The organism is Serratia sp. CY82433, from assembly GCF_052166535.1.
Taxonomy (GTDB): domain Bacteria; phylum Pseudomonadota; class Gammaproteobacteria; order Enterobacterales; family Enterobacteriaceae; genus Serratia; species Serratia sarumanii.
The window spans coordinates 1733100-1746961 of the sequence record NZ_JBJNOR010000001.1 but is presented as its reverse complement, the minus strand read 5'-3'; the positions used below and the strand labels follow the sequence as shown (position 1 = coordinate 1746961).

Annotated in this window: 16 protein-coding genes; 4 read left to right on the top strand and 12 right to left on the bottom strand. The window is 62.8% G+C overall.

Features of this window, described 5'->3' with window-relative positions; all coding sequences use genetic code 11:
- Positions 1–14: 14 nt before the first annotated feature.
- Positions 15–797 (top strand): N-formylglutamate amidohydrolase, encoded by a 783-nt coding sequence (locus tag ACJ8PI_RS08520; RefSeq protein ID WP_033634640.1) that lies wholly within the window; start codon positions 15–17, stop codon positions 795–797.
- 76 nt (positions 798–873) lie between these two features.
- Complete coding sequence (locus tag ACJ8PI_RS08515) at positions 874–1587, top strand: flagellar brake protein (protein WP_033634639.1); 714 nt, start codon at positions 874–876, stop codon at positions 1585–1587.
- A 43-nt stretch (positions 1588–1630) separates the two neighbouring features.
- On the opposite strand, the gene pdxY is transcribed toward ACJ8PI_RS08515, so the two are convergent.
- From pdxY to ACJ8PI_RS08500, 3 genes are read right to left on the bottom strand one after another with little or no spacing between them, the layout of a single operon-like run.
- Complete coding sequence (pdxY, locus tag ACJ8PI_RS08510) at positions 1631–2473, bottom strand: pyridoxal kinase (protein WP_060421212.1); 843 nt, start codon at positions 2471–2473, stop codon at positions 1631–1633.
- 3 nt (positions 2474–2476) lie between these two features.
- Positions 2477–3193 (bottom strand): glutamine amidotransferase, encoded by a 717-nt coding sequence (locus tag ACJ8PI_RS08505; RefSeq protein ID WP_060421209.1) that lies wholly within the window; start codon positions 3191–3193, stop codon positions 2477–2479.
- A complete protein-coding gene (locus ACJ8PI_RS08500; protein WP_033634636.1) occupies positions 3190–3444 on the bottom strand; it encodes a hypothetical protein in 255 nt (84 codons plus the stop codon). The genes ACJ8PI_RS08505 and ACJ8PI_RS08500 overlap by 4 nt, the downstream gene beginning before the upstream one ends.
- A 66-nt stretch (positions 3445–3510) precedes the next feature.
- Between ACJ8PI_RS08500 and ACJ8PI_RS08495 the strand changes: the two genes are divergently transcribed.
- Positions 3511–4815, top strand: coding sequence for an aminotransferase class I/II-fold pyridoxal phosphate-dependent enzyme (locus ACJ8PI_RS08495; RefSeq protein WP_164134190.1), 1305 nt, complete (start codon positions 3511–3513; stop codon positions 4813–4815).
- Here ACJ8PI_RS08495 and ACJ8PI_RS08490 read toward each other — a convergent pair.
- The 5 genes from ACJ8PI_RS08490 to ACJ8PI_RS08470 form a co-directional block, all read right to left on the bottom strand.
- Positions 4812–5798, bottom strand: a complete 987-nt coding sequence (locus tag ACJ8PI_RS08490; protein ID WP_041035235.1) for an MsnO8 family LLM class oxidoreductase — start codon at positions 5796–5798, stop codon at positions 4812–4814. The genes ACJ8PI_RS08495 and ACJ8PI_RS08490 overlap by 4 nt on opposite strands.
- A gap of 138 nt (positions 5799–5936) precedes the next feature.
- On the bottom strand, positions 5937–6773 hold the full coding sequence (gene pbpG / locus ACJ8PI_RS08485; protein ID WP_164134191.1) for a D-alanyl-D-alanine endopeptidase: 837 nt from the start codon (positions 6771–6773) through the stop codon (positions 5937–5939).
- A 93-nt stretch (positions 6774–6866) separates the two neighbouring features.
- Complete coding sequence (nudI, locus tag ACJ8PI_RS08480; protein ID WP_164134192.1) at positions 6867–7292, bottom strand: nucleoside triphosphatase NudI; 426 nt, start codon at positions 7290–7292, stop codon at positions 6867–6869.
- 120 nt (positions 7293–7412) lie between these two features.
- Positions 7413–8327: a polyphosphate kinase 2 gene (gene ppk2, locus ACJ8PI_RS08475; protein WP_033648410.1), complete on the bottom strand. Its 915-nt coding sequence runs from the start codon at positions 8325–8327 to the stop codon at positions 7413–7415.
- Positions 8328–8353: 26 nt separating this feature from the next.
- On the bottom strand, positions 8354–9964 hold the full coding sequence (locus ACJ8PI_RS08470) for an inorganic phosphate transporter (protein WP_033634630.1): 1611 nt from the start codon (positions 9962–9964) through the stop codon (positions 8354–8356).
- A gap of 186 nt (positions 9965–10150) precedes the next feature.
- Between ACJ8PI_RS08470 and ACJ8PI_RS08465 the strand changes: the two genes are divergently transcribed.
- Entirely contained in the window at positions 10151–11179 is a 1029-nt protein-coding gene (locus ACJ8PI_RS08465; RefSeq protein WP_033653089.1) for a transporter, read from the top strand.
- Here ACJ8PI_RS08465 and ACJ8PI_RS08460 read toward each other — a convergent pair whose 3' ends face one another.
- The 4 genes from ACJ8PI_RS08460 to ACJ8PI_RS08445 all read right to left on the bottom strand — a co-directional run bounded on the left by ACJ8PI_RS08460 (position 11180) and on the right by ACJ8PI_RS08445 (position 13861).
- On the bottom strand, positions 11180–11713 hold the full coding sequence (locus ACJ8PI_RS08460; protein ID WP_038880195.1) for an SRPBCC family protein: 534 nt from the start codon (positions 11711–11713) through the stop codon (positions 11180–11182).
- A 3-nt stretch (positions 11714–11716) separates the two neighbouring features.
- The gene (locus ACJ8PI_RS08455) at positions 11717–12064 is read right to left on the bottom strand and encodes an ArsR/SmtB family transcription factor (RefSeq protein WP_004938187.1); all 348 of its coding nucleotides are present in this window, start codon (positions 12062–12064) and stop codon (positions 11717–11719) included.
- Positions 12065–12146: 82 nt separating this feature from the next.
- Positions 12147–13373, bottom strand: coding sequence for a Zn-dependent hydrolase (locus tag ACJ8PI_RS08450; protein ID WP_033648407.1), 1227 nt, complete (start codon positions 13371–13373; stop codon positions 12147–12149).
- Positions 13370–13861, bottom strand: coding sequence for an L-2-amino-thiazoline-4-carboxylic acid hydrolase (locus ACJ8PI_RS08445; RefSeq protein WP_033634625.1), 492 nt, complete (start codon positions 13859–13861; stop codon positions 13370–13372). The genes ACJ8PI_RS08450 and ACJ8PI_RS08445 overlap by 4 nt, the downstream gene beginning before the upstream one ends.
- Position 13862: the final 1 nt, after the last annotated feature.

The following is a 13862-nucleotide window of genomic DNA, read 5'->3' as shown; positions in this document are numbered from 1 at the left end:
CGCCGGAGCCCGTCATGCCTCACTCGTTTATCCCGCCGTTATTGTCCGCCGACGAACCCTCTGCCGCCGCCGTTGAAATCCCGCGCGGCAAAGCGCCCTTTTTGCTGCTGTGCGATCACGCCGGCAAGGCGATCCCGCAATCCCTCGGCGACCTCGGTTTGCCGCCGGGGGAGATCGAACGCCACATCGGCTGGGACATCGGCGCGCTGAGCGTGTCGCGCCATCTGAGCCGCCAATTGGACGCCACGCTGATCCACCAGCGTTACTCACGGCTGGTGATCGACTGCAACCGGGCGCCCGGCATCGCCAGCTCGATCCCGCATTTGTCCGAGCTGACGCCGATCCCCGGCAATATCGGTATCGACGCCGAGCACGCGCTGGCGCGCGAGCGCGAGGTGTTTTTGCCGTATCACCACGCCATCGACGATCATCTGGGGCAACGCCAACTGCGTGAACTGCCGACGGCGGTGATCGCCATGCACAGTTTCACGCCGGTGTTCAAAGGGGCATCGCGCCCCTGGCAGGTGGGGCTGCTGTTTAACCGCTACCCGGAATTTGCCCATCTGCTGGCCGAGCTGCTGCGCGAAGAGGGAGATTTGCAGGTGGGGATCAACGAACCCTATGCGATGACCGATGCCACCGACTACACGTTGCCGGTCCATGCGGAACGCCGCGGTTTGCCTTATGTCGGCATCGAAATCCGCCAGGATCTGATCGCCGACGAACGTGGGCAACAGGCGTGGGCGAAACGTTTCGCACGCCTGCTGCCGCAGGCCTGGCAGCGCTGGCAAATTTGACTTTAGGAATATTCCCAGAGATGATAACCGTAAGGAATACGTAATACGTCATTAGAAAAAAAGTCAGGAGAGACGTGTGGAGCACAGCGATAACGGACTGTTTATCAAACGGGAGCGTTTTGAAGTTCTGGCGATTCTGCGTGAAATTTGCAAACAACGCACGCCGCTGCGCGTAGAAAATCAGCAGCACCGGTTTCAAAGTCTGTTATTGAGCGTCGGGCCGGACAATATCGTGTTTAGCGGTGAGGAAGCGGAAAACGCCATCGACGGCGCCTGCACCATCGTGATTGAAAGCAACGACGCCAAAATCGAGTTTTCCGTCGGCCAGGCGGAGCTGACCGAACATCAGGGCGTCCAGGCCTGCTCGACCCGGCTGCCGCAGGAGTTGGTCTACATCCAGCGCCGTCGCCAGTTCCGCATCACCACGCCGCACTGGCGCCAATTCTTCTGTACCGGCGAATACCCGAACGGCACGCCTTATGAGCTGCGGATCCACGATCTGTCCGCCGGCGGCGTCGGTTTGCGTTTCGACGGCCCGCTGCCGGATTTCTTCCAGCCGGGCCTGCAGTTCAAGAAAGCGGAGTTGGATTTGGGCAGCTACGGCAGCTTCAAGGTCAACATGGAGCTGGTGGTAGTCAACGACGATCAGGAAACCGACGATAACGATCAGGTGGTGCACTTCTCGCGCCTGTCGTGCCGTTTCCTCAAGCTGGGGCTGGCGATGGAGCGCAAAATTCAAAGCGCGGTGTTCGCCTTCGAGCTGGATTTCAACAAAAAGAAAAAACGCTGATATTTATCAGGGGCGGCACGCTGCCCCTGACTCTCCACTGGCCTTACGGCTGTAACGCCCGCAGGCTGCCGATCTCTTCCCAACCGAAATGCGCCGCTTCGGCCAGCACGTCGCACACTTCGCCGCCGGCGGCGACCACGGCCGCGTCAAGCGCGGCGCCGTGCAGCAGATGGCTCACCAGCAGTGCGGCGAACAGATCGCCGGTGCCTTTGACCGCCGATTTGACCTTCGGATGGGTAAAGCACTGCGTTTCCTGCCGGGTGACCAGCATCAATCCCACTTCGTCTTCGTGCTGCGCCACGCCCGGCGCGCTGGTGACCAGCACCCATTCGGTGGTGTCGTTCAACAGCGCCTGCGCGGCGTGCTGCGTCTGCTCTTGGCTGCTCAGTTGCCGGCCGCACAGCTGCTCCAGTTCGAAACCGTTCGGCGTCAGGCCGTTGGCCAGCCGCAGGAACGGTGAGCGATAGCAGTTGACGATGCGCTCATCCACGTAGATCCCTTCACCGTAATCGCCCATCACCGGATCGATATAGATCTTTATCTGCGGATTGAGGGCGCGCACCCGCTGCAGCCAGTTGGCCAGAATATGGCACTGCATCACGTCGCCTAGATAGCCGACGATCACCGCCCGGGCGCGCTTCATCACGCCGCGGGCGATCAGATCGTCGAGAAAGCCGCCGAACCACTCGCCGGAGATGATGCCGCCGTGCGGCTTGCCGTAATAGGGCGGGCAGCCGAACAGCACGCTGGGCACCTGCAGCGCTTCCAGCCCTTTTTTCAGCAGGGCGCGGTAGGCGATGCCGTTGCCGACGCTGCCGTAGACCACCTGAGATTGAATGCTGATCACGTCGATGGACGGTGATCGCAAGGGTGAAGTCTGTTGCATGAGTTACATCCTTGGTTCGTTATTATCCAGCCAGCGGGCGAACACCTGCCGCGCGCGCTGTTCCAGCTGTGCGCCGTGGCGCGCCGCCTGTTCGCGCAGGCTCTGGGGCGCGATGCCGGCCAGTTCCAGTTCGCAGGCATGGCCAATCAGCCAGCGTTCGATATCGCGATGATCCGCCTCCAGATGGAACTGCAGCCCGAGCGCGAACCCTTGATAGTCGAAGGCCTGATGCGGGCAAACCGCCGTGCCGGCCAGGCAGCGGGCGCCCTCCGGGATCATGAACATATCACCGTGCCAATGCAGCACCGGCGTATCGGCCAGCGGCGCCAGCACCGAGTCGTCTTGCGCCGTGAGCGTGGTCAGCGGGGCGAAACCGATCTCTTTGACGCCGAGCGAGATCACGTCGGCGCCCAGCGCCTGGGCGATCACCTGCGCGCCGAGACACACCCCAAGGGTCGGCCGCCGCTGCGCCAGCCGCTGTTTGACCAGCGCCAATTCATGGTCGAGAAAATCATAGCGCTGCGCGCCGGAAAAGTGTTGGGCGGCGCTGATCGGCCCGCCGAGCACCACTAACAGATCGGTCTCTTCATTATTGATAGCACGAATATCATCGCGGCCGGCATCGTAATAGTCGATCTGATAGCCGCGCAGCGAGAGCAGGGAACCGAGGATGCCCAGGTTTTCAAAATTGACGTGTCGAATGGCGACGGCTTTTTTCATTGTTTAACCTCGTGAGCGTGGGTGAACGGCGTCAGCGCCAGCGACTCGCCCAGCACCGCGATGCCTTGCGCGCCGCTCTGGTAGACGATGCGGCGTTCGCTGACCTGGCTGAGCTGCACCTGATAACCCTGCGCGGCCGGGAACAGCGCGCAAGCCTGCTCCAGCTGATCGGCCGCCCAGGGCGTGAACATCTGCAGGCGGGCAAAGGCTTTTCCTGCATACTGAATGTCGAGCACGTAATGTTTATCCATGGAACCCCTTACTTTTGGCCGCGGAAGCTGTTAATCTGTTTTGAACTAGTACAAAAGGATTTATGTATGACTTCATTGTATGCAAAAGGCGGCGGCGCTGTCCAGATTGCCGAGCAGATCGCCGCACGCATCAAAGACGGAGCGCTGCGGCCGGGCGAGCTGTTGCCGCCGGTACGCCAGCTGGCGGCGGAGCTGGAGGTCAATCCGAATACCGTCGCCAGCGCATACGCCCGATTGCGCGATGCCGGTCTGGTGGCGACGCGCGGGCGGGCGGGAACGGTGGTGCTGGAGCCGCCGCTGGCGGCGGTGAGTGCGGCCTATGCGCCGCGCCAGGTGCCGGCGGGGATGTGCGATCTGGCCAGCGGCAATCTCGATGCCGCATTGTTGCCGGCGTTGGCGCTGGGCGCGGCGGAGGCGTTCCCGCAGCAAAACGGTTATGACATCAGCGGCGATCTGCCGGTATTGACCGGCCTGGGGCGCGAGTGGCTCGGCCGCCAGGGCGTCACGCTGGGGGAACCGGCGGTGTTCTCCGGCGCGCTGGACGCGATGGAAAAGGCGCTGCGCTGCCATATGCAGCCGGGCGCGGCGGTGTGGGTGGAAGATCCCTGCTGGCCGCCGCTATTGACGCTGCTGCGCCACCTGCGTCTGCGGCCGCTGCCGCTGGCGATGGATGAACAGGGGTGTCGGTTGCCGGAAAGCGGAGCGGCGGGCGCGGTGATCCTGACGCCGCGCGCCCACAATCCGACCGGCGCCTCGCTTTCTGCGCAACGCGCGCAGCAGTGGCGGCGTTTTCTCAGCGCGAATCCGCAGTGTCTGGCGATCGTCGACGACTTCTGGGGGCCGCTGTCGCAGCTGCCGCTGCATCTGCCGTTCGACGGCGATCGCGGGCTGTACGTGCTGTCGCTGAGCAAGTTTCTCAGCCCGGATCTGCGCATCGCGCTGGCCTGCGGCAACCCGACGTTGCTGCAGGCAATGCGCGCCGATCAGTACATCAGCGAGCGCTGGGTCAGCCATATCTTGCAGCAGATTGCCGCCAGGCTGTGGGGGCAGGCCTTGCAGGAAGGGCAGCTGCAGCGGGCGCAGCAGGCGTATCAGGCCAGAAGGGATGAACTGGTGCAACGGCTCAACGCGCTGAATCACACGGCGCTGGCGGTAGGTGAAGGGCTGCACCTGTGGTTGCCGGTGCGGTCGGAAACCGCCGCCGCGCAGCTGATGGCGCAGCGGGGGTGGCTGGTGCAGGGCGGCGAGCCTTTTCGTCTGAAGAGCGATCCTGCGATCCGCGTCAGCCTGGCCAACGTGGCGCCGGCGCAACTGGCGGCTCTGGCGCAGGATCTGGCCGACGCCATGCGGGCCAGCGCGGCGATCAACTAGGCCGGCGTCAGGCTCTCCTCCGCCAGCAGCTGCAGTGAGGTGAGCCGGGCGCTCGGTTCGGCGATCGGCGTGTCGATGATGAACTCGTCCACGCCGTACCGCTGCTGCAGCTGCGCCAGTTGCTGATGCACCTGCGGTGCGGTGCCGAGCAGGATATGGCTTTCCCGCGGCTCGATGCGGTAGTCGGTGGCGCCGGCCTGCTGCACGAAACTCTCGGCCTGCGCCAGGCTGCCGACGGTCACGCTCTGCTCACCGGCGACGTGGACGCGGTATTGCTGTATATCCGCCGCCAGCGCCGCGGCCTGTTCCGCGCTTGGCGCCGCGATCGCCGCTACCGCCAGCAGCGCCTTGCGGCCGCCGCTGTGTGCGGCGTAGTGCGCCAGCGCTGCGCTGATATCTTGCGGATTGCCGTTCAGATGCGCGGCGAACACGAAGGCCCAGCCGGATTCGGCCGCCAGCGCCGCGCTCTCTTTGCTGGCGCCGAGCAGAAAGCGCTGGGCAGCATGCGGCGGCAGCGGCGTGGCGCTCAGGCCGGGCTCGGCGTCGTCGTTCAGATAGGCGGTCAGCTGCGACAGCTGCTGCGGGAAAGCCGGCTTGTGTTGCCGGTCATGGGCAGCCTGCAGCGCCTGGGTGGCGAGCGGCAGGCCGCCGGGCGCTTTGCCCACCCCGAGATCGACGCGCCCCGGCGCCAACGCCGCAAGCAGGTTAAAGTTTTCGGCCACCTTGTAGGCGCTGTAGTGTTGCAGCATCACGCCGCCGGAGCCGATGCGAATGCGCGACGTCTGGCCGAGCAGGTAGCCGATCAGCACTTCCGGCGACGGGCAGGCGAGCTGCGGCGTGTTGTGGTGCTCCGCCAGCCAGAAACGCCGATAGCCCCAGCGTTCCGCCTGTTGCGCCAGATGCAGCGTGCGCGCCAGCGCCTGGGCGGCGCTTTCCCCGTCGGCGATCGGACTCTTTTCCAATATGCTCAAGGCATAAGCCATTTTCCCGCTCCTTTCCTCATCAGATATGCCTGACAAATACCATGCGGGCGGCGCGCGCCTTAATACTGATTGGCGATAGGATATTCCATTGATCCAAAACGAATTTGGATATGCGCAGATCGGTAAAGCGCCGCGATATTATCCTTCGAGCCAGGCCTTCAGACGAATGGCGTCACGGTAGTGGCCGTAGCGCGACTGCGCGCCGAGCAGGATCATCACCACCGGCTGCCCTTTGATGGTGGTGCGCATCACCAGGCAGTGGCCGGCCTCGTCGGTAAAGCCGGTTTTCTGCAGCTGGATCTTCCAGGCTGGGTTGTTGATCAGGCCGTTGGAACTGCGGTAGACCAACTGGCCTCGGCCAGGACGCACGATCTGCTGCTTGTCGGTGCTGAAGCGGCGAATCGATTGATAGCGATAGGCGTGATTGACCATCTTCAGCAGATCGTTGGCGGTCGCCACATTGCGCGGCGTCAGCCCGGTCGGATCGTAGAAGCGTGCGCGTTTCATACCGATGGCGTGCGCTTTCTGATTCATTTTCGCCACGAAGGCCTTGCGTCCGCCGGGATAGCTGCGGCTCAGCGCCGCAGCGGCGCGGTTCTCCGAAGACATCAGGGCGATGTGCAGCATGTCGCGGCGGCTGAGCACCGAGCCGATGGTCAGGCGCGAGTGGGTTTTCTTCAGCAGATCGCGATCGGCGGCGGTGACTTTCAGCCTGCTGCCCATCGGGCGTTTGCTGTCCAGGGCGACCATGGCGGTCATCAGCTTGGTGAGCGAGGCGATCGGCAGCACGCGGTTCGGCTGCTTCTGATAGAGCGTCTTTCCGGTGCGTTGATTGACGACCAGCACCGATTTGGCGTTCAGCACCAGCGGCGGCGCAGCGGCATGCACGGGCGCCAAAACGAACAGCAGGCTGAACAGGAGGGCGGCGCCGAAGCGCCGGGCGGGCAGACGGAGAAAAGCGTGAGATAAAAGCATAACGGCGGCAATAGTGACCCTAAGTGATTAAAAAATATCAAAAGAGTCTGCCCGGCAAATGTGAAGAAAATAGGGCGATAATCGCTCAAACTGTTACAACAATCCCTTTTGTTGCAGCGTCAAGCGGGTGGCCTCGTTCAAATCGTAGTCCGCGAGACGCTCGCGCGGCACCCAGGCGTAGTCGTCGAACTCGTCGTTGATCGTCACGTCGCGGTTGGCGGCATGGCAGTCGAAAATCAGGTAAATCATGTAGATTTGCTCCCGGCTGCCGTCGGCATAGGTTTTGATGCGCACATCGTCGCGGAAGGTCCAGGGCGTGATGCCGTCGAGGATCAGCGCGGCGCCCAGCTCTTCGCGCACTTCGCGCCGCAGTGCCTGTTCTATCTGTTCACCCGGCTCGACGCCGCCGCCGGACAGTGCCCATTGGCCGGGGAACACGCCCTTGTGCGCCGCCATTTTGCACAGCAGGAAGGCGTTATCGTTTTCAATCAGCGGGCAGACAATGATGCGCTGGCGCATGGAAGACTCCTGTCAAAATGGAAAGCAACCACTTTAACAAGGGGTTTAGCCCCTTAGCGTGAGAGAAATCAAAGCGTTGTATTAGCGCAGAGAAGCGGTAGCCGCCTCTCTGCGCTAAGGTCAGTAGATTTCCGGCACCACCATGTTGTCCGGCACCGGGCTACGGTGGTATTCCGGGCTGCGTTTGCGCTGCGGCAGCGTGATGACGTTGCCTTCGGCTTCCTCATAAGGCACCTGCTGCAACAGGTGGGTGATGCAGTTCAGACGGGCCTTTTTCTTGTCGACGCCCTGAACCACCCACCAGGGCGCTTCGGCAATGTTAGTGCGCGCTAACATGATTTCTTTGGCCTCGGTGTAGTCCTCCCAGCGGCGGCGGCTTTCCAGATCCATTGGGCTGAGCTTCCACTGCTTGAGCGGATCGTGAATGCGGCTGAGGAAACGCAGCTCCTGCTCCTCATCGGTGATTGAAAACCAGTATTTGACGATTTGGATGCCGCTGCGCGTCAGCATTTTTTCGAATTCCGGCACGCTGCGGAAAAACTCCTCATACTCTTCGTCGTTGCAAAAGCCCATCACGCGCTCCACGCCGGCGCGGTTATACCAGCTGCGGTCGAACAGCACCATTTCGCCGGCGGCCGGCAGATGCGCGATATAACGCTGAAAATACCACTGGGTGCGTTCGCGATCGTTCGGCGCCGGCAGCGCCGCCACGCGGCAGGTGCGCGGGTTGAGGCGCTGGGTGATGCGCTTGATCACGCCGCCCTTGCCGGCGGCGTCGCGGCCTTCGAAGATGATCACCAGCCGGTGGCCGGTGCGCATCACCCAATCCTGCAGTTTCACCAGCTCGCCCTGCAGGCGCAGCAGTTCGCGGAAGTACTGCTTGCGCCAGGCTTTTTTCGCGTCGCTGTCGACTTCTGCCGCGTCGAAGCGCAGGTCGTCCAACTCCATTTCCAGCTCTTCGTCGTAGCTGTCGTAAAACTCTTGCAGCAGGCGCTGGTTGAAACCGTCATCGCGGTTGACTTCATGCATGGTCATCAGATTTTCTCCGTATCGGCCCGGTGTTAGAAATGGTTGAAGATCCAGTACAGCACCGCCGACAGCAGCACCGAGGCCGGCAGGGTTAGCACCCAGGCCATCAGCAGATTGCGCAGGGTGGCCATCTGCAGCCCGGAGCGGTTGGCGGCCATGGTGCCGGCGATGCCGGACGACAGGACGTGCGTGGTCGAAACCGGCAAGCCGAAGGCGTCGGCCGCGCCGATGGTGGTCATCGCCACCAGTTCGGCGCTGGCGCCCTGGGCGTAGGTCAGGTGCGATTTACCGATCTTTTCGCCCACCGTCACCACGATGCGGCGCCAGCCGACCATGGTGCCGAGCCCCAGCGCAATCGCCACCACCACCTTCACCCAGAAGGGAATGAAGCGGGTGGCGTTGTCGAGTTCGCCCTTCAGCGCGTCGAGGTTGCGCTGCGCGTCGGGATTGATCTGCAGCTGATGCTCTGCCTTCAGGTGCTTGATGGTCTCGGACGCCAGATACATGTCGTTGCGGGTGTTCGACACCGCCTGCGCCGGGATCTTGTCGACCGAGCCGTACTGACGGATTTGATCGCCGATCGCGCCGGCCAGCTGCGCCAACGCCGGCACCACCTCCGGCGTTAGCTCGCTGGTGCGCACATAGCCGGTCAGCACCTCGCGCGGCGGCGTTTGGCCGCCGGCCGGGAACTGGCGCAGCAGCTGGTTTTGGGTCACCTCCGCCAGCGCCGCCACCCGGGGAATCTGCTCCGGCGGCATCGAACGGTTCAGGGCGTAGGCGATCGGCATGGTGCCCACCAGGATCAGCATGATAAGGCCCATGCCTTTCTGGCCGTCGTTGGAACCGTGCGCGAAGGAAACGCCGGTGCAGGTGAGGATCAGCAGCCCGCGGATCCACAGCGGCGGCGGGGTATTGCCCTTAGGGGCGCTGTACAGCTGGCGGTTCTTGACGAACAGCTTCAGCGCCAGCAGCAGCAGGCCGGCGAACACGAAGCCGATCACCGGCGACAGCAGCAGCGCGTAGCCCACCTTGATCGCCTGGCCCCAGTCCACGCCGCTGGTGCCGGTGCGGCCGTGGATCAGGGCGTTGGCTACGCCGACGCCGATAATCGAGCCGATCAGCGTATGCGACGACGAGGCGGGCAGCCCGAGCCACCAGGTGCCGAGGTTCCAGATGATGGCGGAGAACAGCAGGGCGTACACCATGGCGAAACCGTTGCCGGTGCCGGCCTGCAGGATCAGCTCGACCGGCAGCAGCGAAATGATGCCGAAGGCCACCACGCCGCTGGAGAGCAACACGCCGAGAAAGTTGAAGAAACCGGACCACACCACGGCGACCATCGGCGAAAGCGAGTGGGTGTAAATCACCGTTGCGACCGCATTGGCGGTATCGTGGAAGCCGTTGACGAATTCAAAGCCCAGCGCAATCAATAGCGCCAGCCCCAATAATAAAAACGGAACGTAACTGGTATAGACGGCGCCGGCGTCGCTGACGTCGTTAAATAAGTTCACCCCGGCGAACGCGATCCCCAGAATTAATAAGAACACAAAAAAAAGAACAGTGAGTCGACTGTTCTTTTGATGCAGTTTGGGCAGGCTGGAGGCGGCCGGCATGTCCGGTTGAACGGCGCTGTTATCGCTCATAATGACCTTCCTGAGAGGATTGGATGCGGTAGCTGTCGCCTGAAAAGTATTCTGAATGAATGTGGCTTTTTTATGACGAAAATATTAATCATCGGGAACGGCGAAAATCATTAACGCCGATAAATAAAGATTGTTATAACAGCGGGGACGGTCTTGGGTTAACGGCAACAGGCAGGATAGGGCGTTATGGTGCAACGGTTAGCGGAAAAGATGCACAAGCTGGATTTTGATGATGAAGTGACCGGGCTGATCTACGGCCATGTGTTTCGTTCCGGTGAGCCGCCGAGGCGCCTGAACTCGCAGCAGGTCTGCCAGGCCTATCAGACGTTGCCGCCCGGCGACGGTTTTATCTGGCTGCACCTCAATCTCAACCACGCGGCGGCGGAGAAGTGGTTGAAAAATCATTTCGCCATTTCCGATTTTTTCTTCCACGAGATTCGCCACGGTTCGCACACCACGCGCATCGAGCGCCAGGGCGACGATCTGTTCGCGGTGCTCAACGATGTGATCTTCCACCCCGAGGACAGCAACCCGGAAACGGCGACGCTGTGGCTCTATTGCTGCCGCGGGCTGGTGGTGACCGTGCGCCATAAACCGGTGCGGCTGATTGAACGGCTGCTCGGCCGCCTGACGGCGCTGCAGCTGGCCTCGTCCACCGAACTGCTGGCGCACCTGCTGGAAGAGCAGGAGGACGTGCTGGAGCAGGTGGTGCGGCAGGCCAACCAGTATGTCGATACCATCGAGGATCGCCTGCTGACGCGCCGCGTCAAACGCAATCGCACCGAGCTGGGGCGCATGCGCCGCATGCTGCTGCGCTTTCAGCGCCTGTTGGCGCCCGAACCGGCCGCGCTGTTTCGCCTGTTGAACCGGCCGCCGACCTGGCTGAGCCGTGAGGTGGTGCAGGATCTGCGGCAGTTTACCGAAGAGTTCACCGTGGTGTTGAACGATCTCGCCAGCCTGACCGAACGCATCCGGCTGCTGCAGGAGGAGCTGGGCGCCAAGCTGATGGAGCAGAACAACCGCACGCTCTACACGCTGACGGTAATCACCGTGCTGGCGCTGCCGATCAATATCGTCGCCGGTTTCTTCGGCATGAACGTGGGGGGGATCCCGCTGGCCAGCAATCACCACGGTTTTATCCTGCTGGTGTTGCTGGTCGGCAGTTTTACGCTGATCGCCGGTTATCTGGCGTTCAGGCGCAGGGACGAGTCGTAATTACAGGCGGGCGCGGTACTCTTCTTCCAGCCGGGCATGGGTGCTCCAGAACGGCTGCGGCGCCCGATCGTGCAGACGATCCAGCAGGATATCCAGATGGGTGTGCCAGCCGCCGGCGACGCTGAGCATCTCGTCGCGGTTGGCCAAGCGCCGGTGGGTGACCGTCAGCAGCACCGCGCTTCCCTGTTCCGTCAGTTCGAAGGTCACCTCGGAAGGGCGGCCCTGATCCTGTTCGGCCCAGGTAAAGCTCAGCAGGCGCGGCGGGAACAGGCAGGTGATGTGGCCGCGGTTGCTGACGCAGCCGCCGTGCTGTTTGTACTTGGCCGGTGGGGGTTCGTGCTCGCCCGCCAGATCGGAGTTGCGAAATTCCAGCTCCAGCGGCGCGCCGTTCTCCAACGTCATGGCGCCGGCCGCCAGCCAGGTGGCGCGCTTGTCGGATTCGGTCAGGTAAGCCCACACCCGCTCGATGGGGCCGGGCAGCAGCCGCTGGATGCGCAGCGTACCGGGTTCGATAATCATGCCGTAATCATTCATGGTTCACTCCTTGGGAGGAAGCTGTTCGGGCTGCAGCAGCGCCTGTTCGAGCGCATCCAGCCGTTCAGTCCAGAAATGTTCATAGGTTTGCAGCCAGTGCATGGCCTGCGCCATAGGCTCGGGTTCGAGCCGGCAGATATGGTTTCTTCCTTGCACGGTGCGTTGCACCAGGCCCGCATGTTCCAGTGCTTTCACGTGCTTGGAGGCGCCGGCGAACGACATCTGCAGCGGCGCGGCCAGTTCGCCGATGCTGCGCTCACCGCCGGCCAGCGCACGCAACATCGAGCGGCGGGTCGGGTCGGCCAGCGCATGAAAAATGGCGTCCAGCTGTGAGGAAGATAATTCAACCATATGGTTGAATATAGAACAGGCGGGCTAATATTCAACCGTTTTGTTGAATATTTTTTGCCCCGGCGAAAAACCGGGGCGGGGATCAGGCGCCGGCGTGCGCCAGCAGGGCGTTCAGCAACACGTCGGCGCCGGCGGTTGCCCAGGCGGGGGTGATGTCTTCCCGCTCGTTGTGGCTGATGCCGTCCACGCAGGGAATGAAAATCATGGCGGTTGGGGCGACGCGGTTAAGGTAACAGGCATCGTGGCCGGCGCCGGAAATCATGTCGCGATGGCGGTAGCCCAACGCTTGCGCGGCATGACGTACGCTGTCGATGCAGCCCCGATCAAAAGCGATCGGGGGATACTGGAAAATGCGCTCGGCGCGAGCGGTCAGGCCGCCGCCGTTGACGTGGTTTACCGCCGCCAGCAGGCGCTGCTCCATCTGTTCCAGAATTGACTCCTGCGGATGGCGGAATTCGACGCTGAAAAAGACCCGGCCCGGCACCACGTTGCGTGAATTGGGGGTAATTTGCGCCATGCCCACCGTGGCGCGCGCGTCGGGCGCGAAATCCCAGCCGATGCGGTTGACCGCCGTCACCAGCTCGGTGAAGCCCAGCAGGGCGTCGCGGCGGCGATCCATCGGCGTGGTGCCGGCATGGGCGCTGAAGCCGACGACCTCCAGCTCGTACCAACGCTGCCCCTGTGCGGCGGTTACCACGCCGATGTCGAGGTGCTCCGCTTCCAGAATCGGCCCCTGTTCGATGTGCAGCTCGAAGGCGGCATGGATCGGCGTGCCGCCCACCGGGTGTTCGCCGGCGTAGCCGATGCGTTCCAGCGCGTCGCCGAGGCTGACGCCGTGCTCGTCGCGGCGCGTCAGACCGTATTCCAGCTCGAAGACCCCGGCGAACACGCCGGAGGCGATCATCGCCGGCGCGAAGCGAGCGCCTTCTTCGTTGGTCCAGTTGATCACTTCAATTGCGCGTTCGGTGACGATCTGCCGATCGTTAAGGCTGCGAATCACCTCCAATCCGGCCAGCACGCCGTAGATGCCGTCGAAACGGCCACCGCGGGGCTGCGAGTCGCCGTGAGAACCGGTGACCACCGGCGCCAGCTCGGGCCGCGAACCTTCACGGCGCAGGAACATGTTGCCCATTCGATCGACGCGCACGCTGCAACCGGCCTCCAGCGCCCACAGGCGCAGCTGGTCGCGCGCCTGGCGATCCTCTTCGCTGAGCGCCAGGCGGGTGACGCCGTTGTCGGCGATGGCGCCGAACTGCGCCATCGCGTGCAGGCTTTGCCACAGGCGCTCGCCGTTGACCCGATACGTCATTGTTCTTCTCCCGGCGTTTTGGCGGTGTAGCGGAAATCGCAGCAGGGGGCGCCGGACATGATGGTTTGGCTGCGCTGCAGCTCGACCTCCGGCGCATAGCCGACGATAAACTGGCTGTCGCGCGCGCAGGAGAGCAGGTGGCCGATTTCCCCCAGCCCCATCTCGTGGTACATCTCGGCGTAGCGGCAGCGGGTAACGTTATAGTCGAAGTGTTGTTCGTCCTGGTTGATCACCTCAACGCGCAGCGCGTCGTCTTTTTCCCACAGGTACTGCAAGGCGGCGAAGCTGCGCAGATCCGCGCCGTTCGGCTCCTGCGCGGCGAACCGTTTGCCCGCCTCGATGGCGGCATTCTCGATGGCTTCGCCGATCACCGCCTGAGCGCGCGCCTTGCCGATTTCACGCACCAGGATCTGGTAGATCGGTTTGATGATCTCCGCTTCGATCTTTCTGCGGGCCAAAATGCCCAACTCGTTGTTTGCACAGCTCATC

Excerpts from the sequence above, each read along its gene's own strand:
- pdxY (WP_060421212.1), bottom strand. The coding sequence starts at position 2,473 with ATGCAACAGACTTCACCCTTGCGATCACCGTCCATCGACGTGATCAGC.
- ACJ8PI_RS08500 (WP_033634636.1), bottom strand. The coding sequence starts at position 3,444 with ATGGATAAACATTACGTGCTCGACATTCAGTATGCAGGAAAAGCCTTT.
- ppk2 (WP_033648410.1), bottom strand. The coding sequence starts at position 8,327 with ATGACCATGCATGAAGTCAACCGCGATGACGGTTTCAACCAGCGCCTG.
- ACJ8PI_RS08460 (WP_038880195.1), bottom strand. The coding sequence starts at position 11,713 with ATGAATGATTACGGCATGATTATCGAACCCGGTACGCTGCGCATCCAG.
- ACJ8PI_RS08490 (WP_041035235.1), bottom strand. The coding sequence starts at position 5,798 with ATGGCTTATGCCTTGAGCATATTGGAAAAGAGTCCGATCGCCGACGGG.
- ACJ8PI_RS08505 (WP_060421209.1), bottom strand. The coding sequence starts at position 3,193 with ATGAAAAAAGCCGTCGCCATTCGACACGTCAATTTTGAAAACCTGGGC.
- ACJ8PI_RS08450 (WP_033648407.1), bottom strand. The coding sequence starts at position 13,373 with ATGACGTATCGGGTCAACGGCGAGCGCCTGTGGCAAAGCCTGCACGCG.
- ACJ8PI_RS08470 (WP_033634630.1), bottom strand. The coding sequence starts at position 9,964 with ATGAGCGATAACAGCGCCGTTCAACCGGACATGCCGGCCGCCTCCAGC.
- ACJ8PI_RS08495 (WP_164134190.1), top strand. The coding sequence starts at position 3,511 with ATGACTTCATTGTATGCAAAAGGCGGCGGCGCTGTCCAGATTGCCGAG.
- ACJ8PI_RS08465 (WP_033653089.1), top strand. The coding sequence starts at position 10,151 with ATGGTGCAACGGTTAGCGGAAAAGATGCACAAGCTGGATTTTGATGAT.
- pbpG (WP_164134191.1), bottom strand. The coding sequence starts at position 6,773 with ATGCTTTTATCTCACGCTTTTCTCCGTCTGCCCGCCCGGCGCTTCGGC.
- ACJ8PI_RS08520 (WP_033634640.1), top strand. The coding sequence starts at position 15 with ATGCCTCACTCGTTTATCCCGCCGTTATTGTCCGCCGACGAACCCTCT.
- ACJ8PI_RS08455 (WP_004938187.1), bottom strand. The coding sequence starts at position 12,064 with ATGGTTGAATTATCTTCCTCACAGCTGGACGCCATTTTTCATGCGCTG.
- ACJ8PI_RS08445 (WP_033634625.1), bottom strand. The coding sequence starts at position 13,861 with ATGAGCTGTGCAAACAACGAGTTGGGCATTTTGGCCCGCAGAAAGATC.
- nudI (WP_164134192.1), bottom strand. The coding sequence starts at position 7,292 with ATGCGCCAGCGCATCATTGTCTGCCCGCTGATTGAAAACGATAACGCC.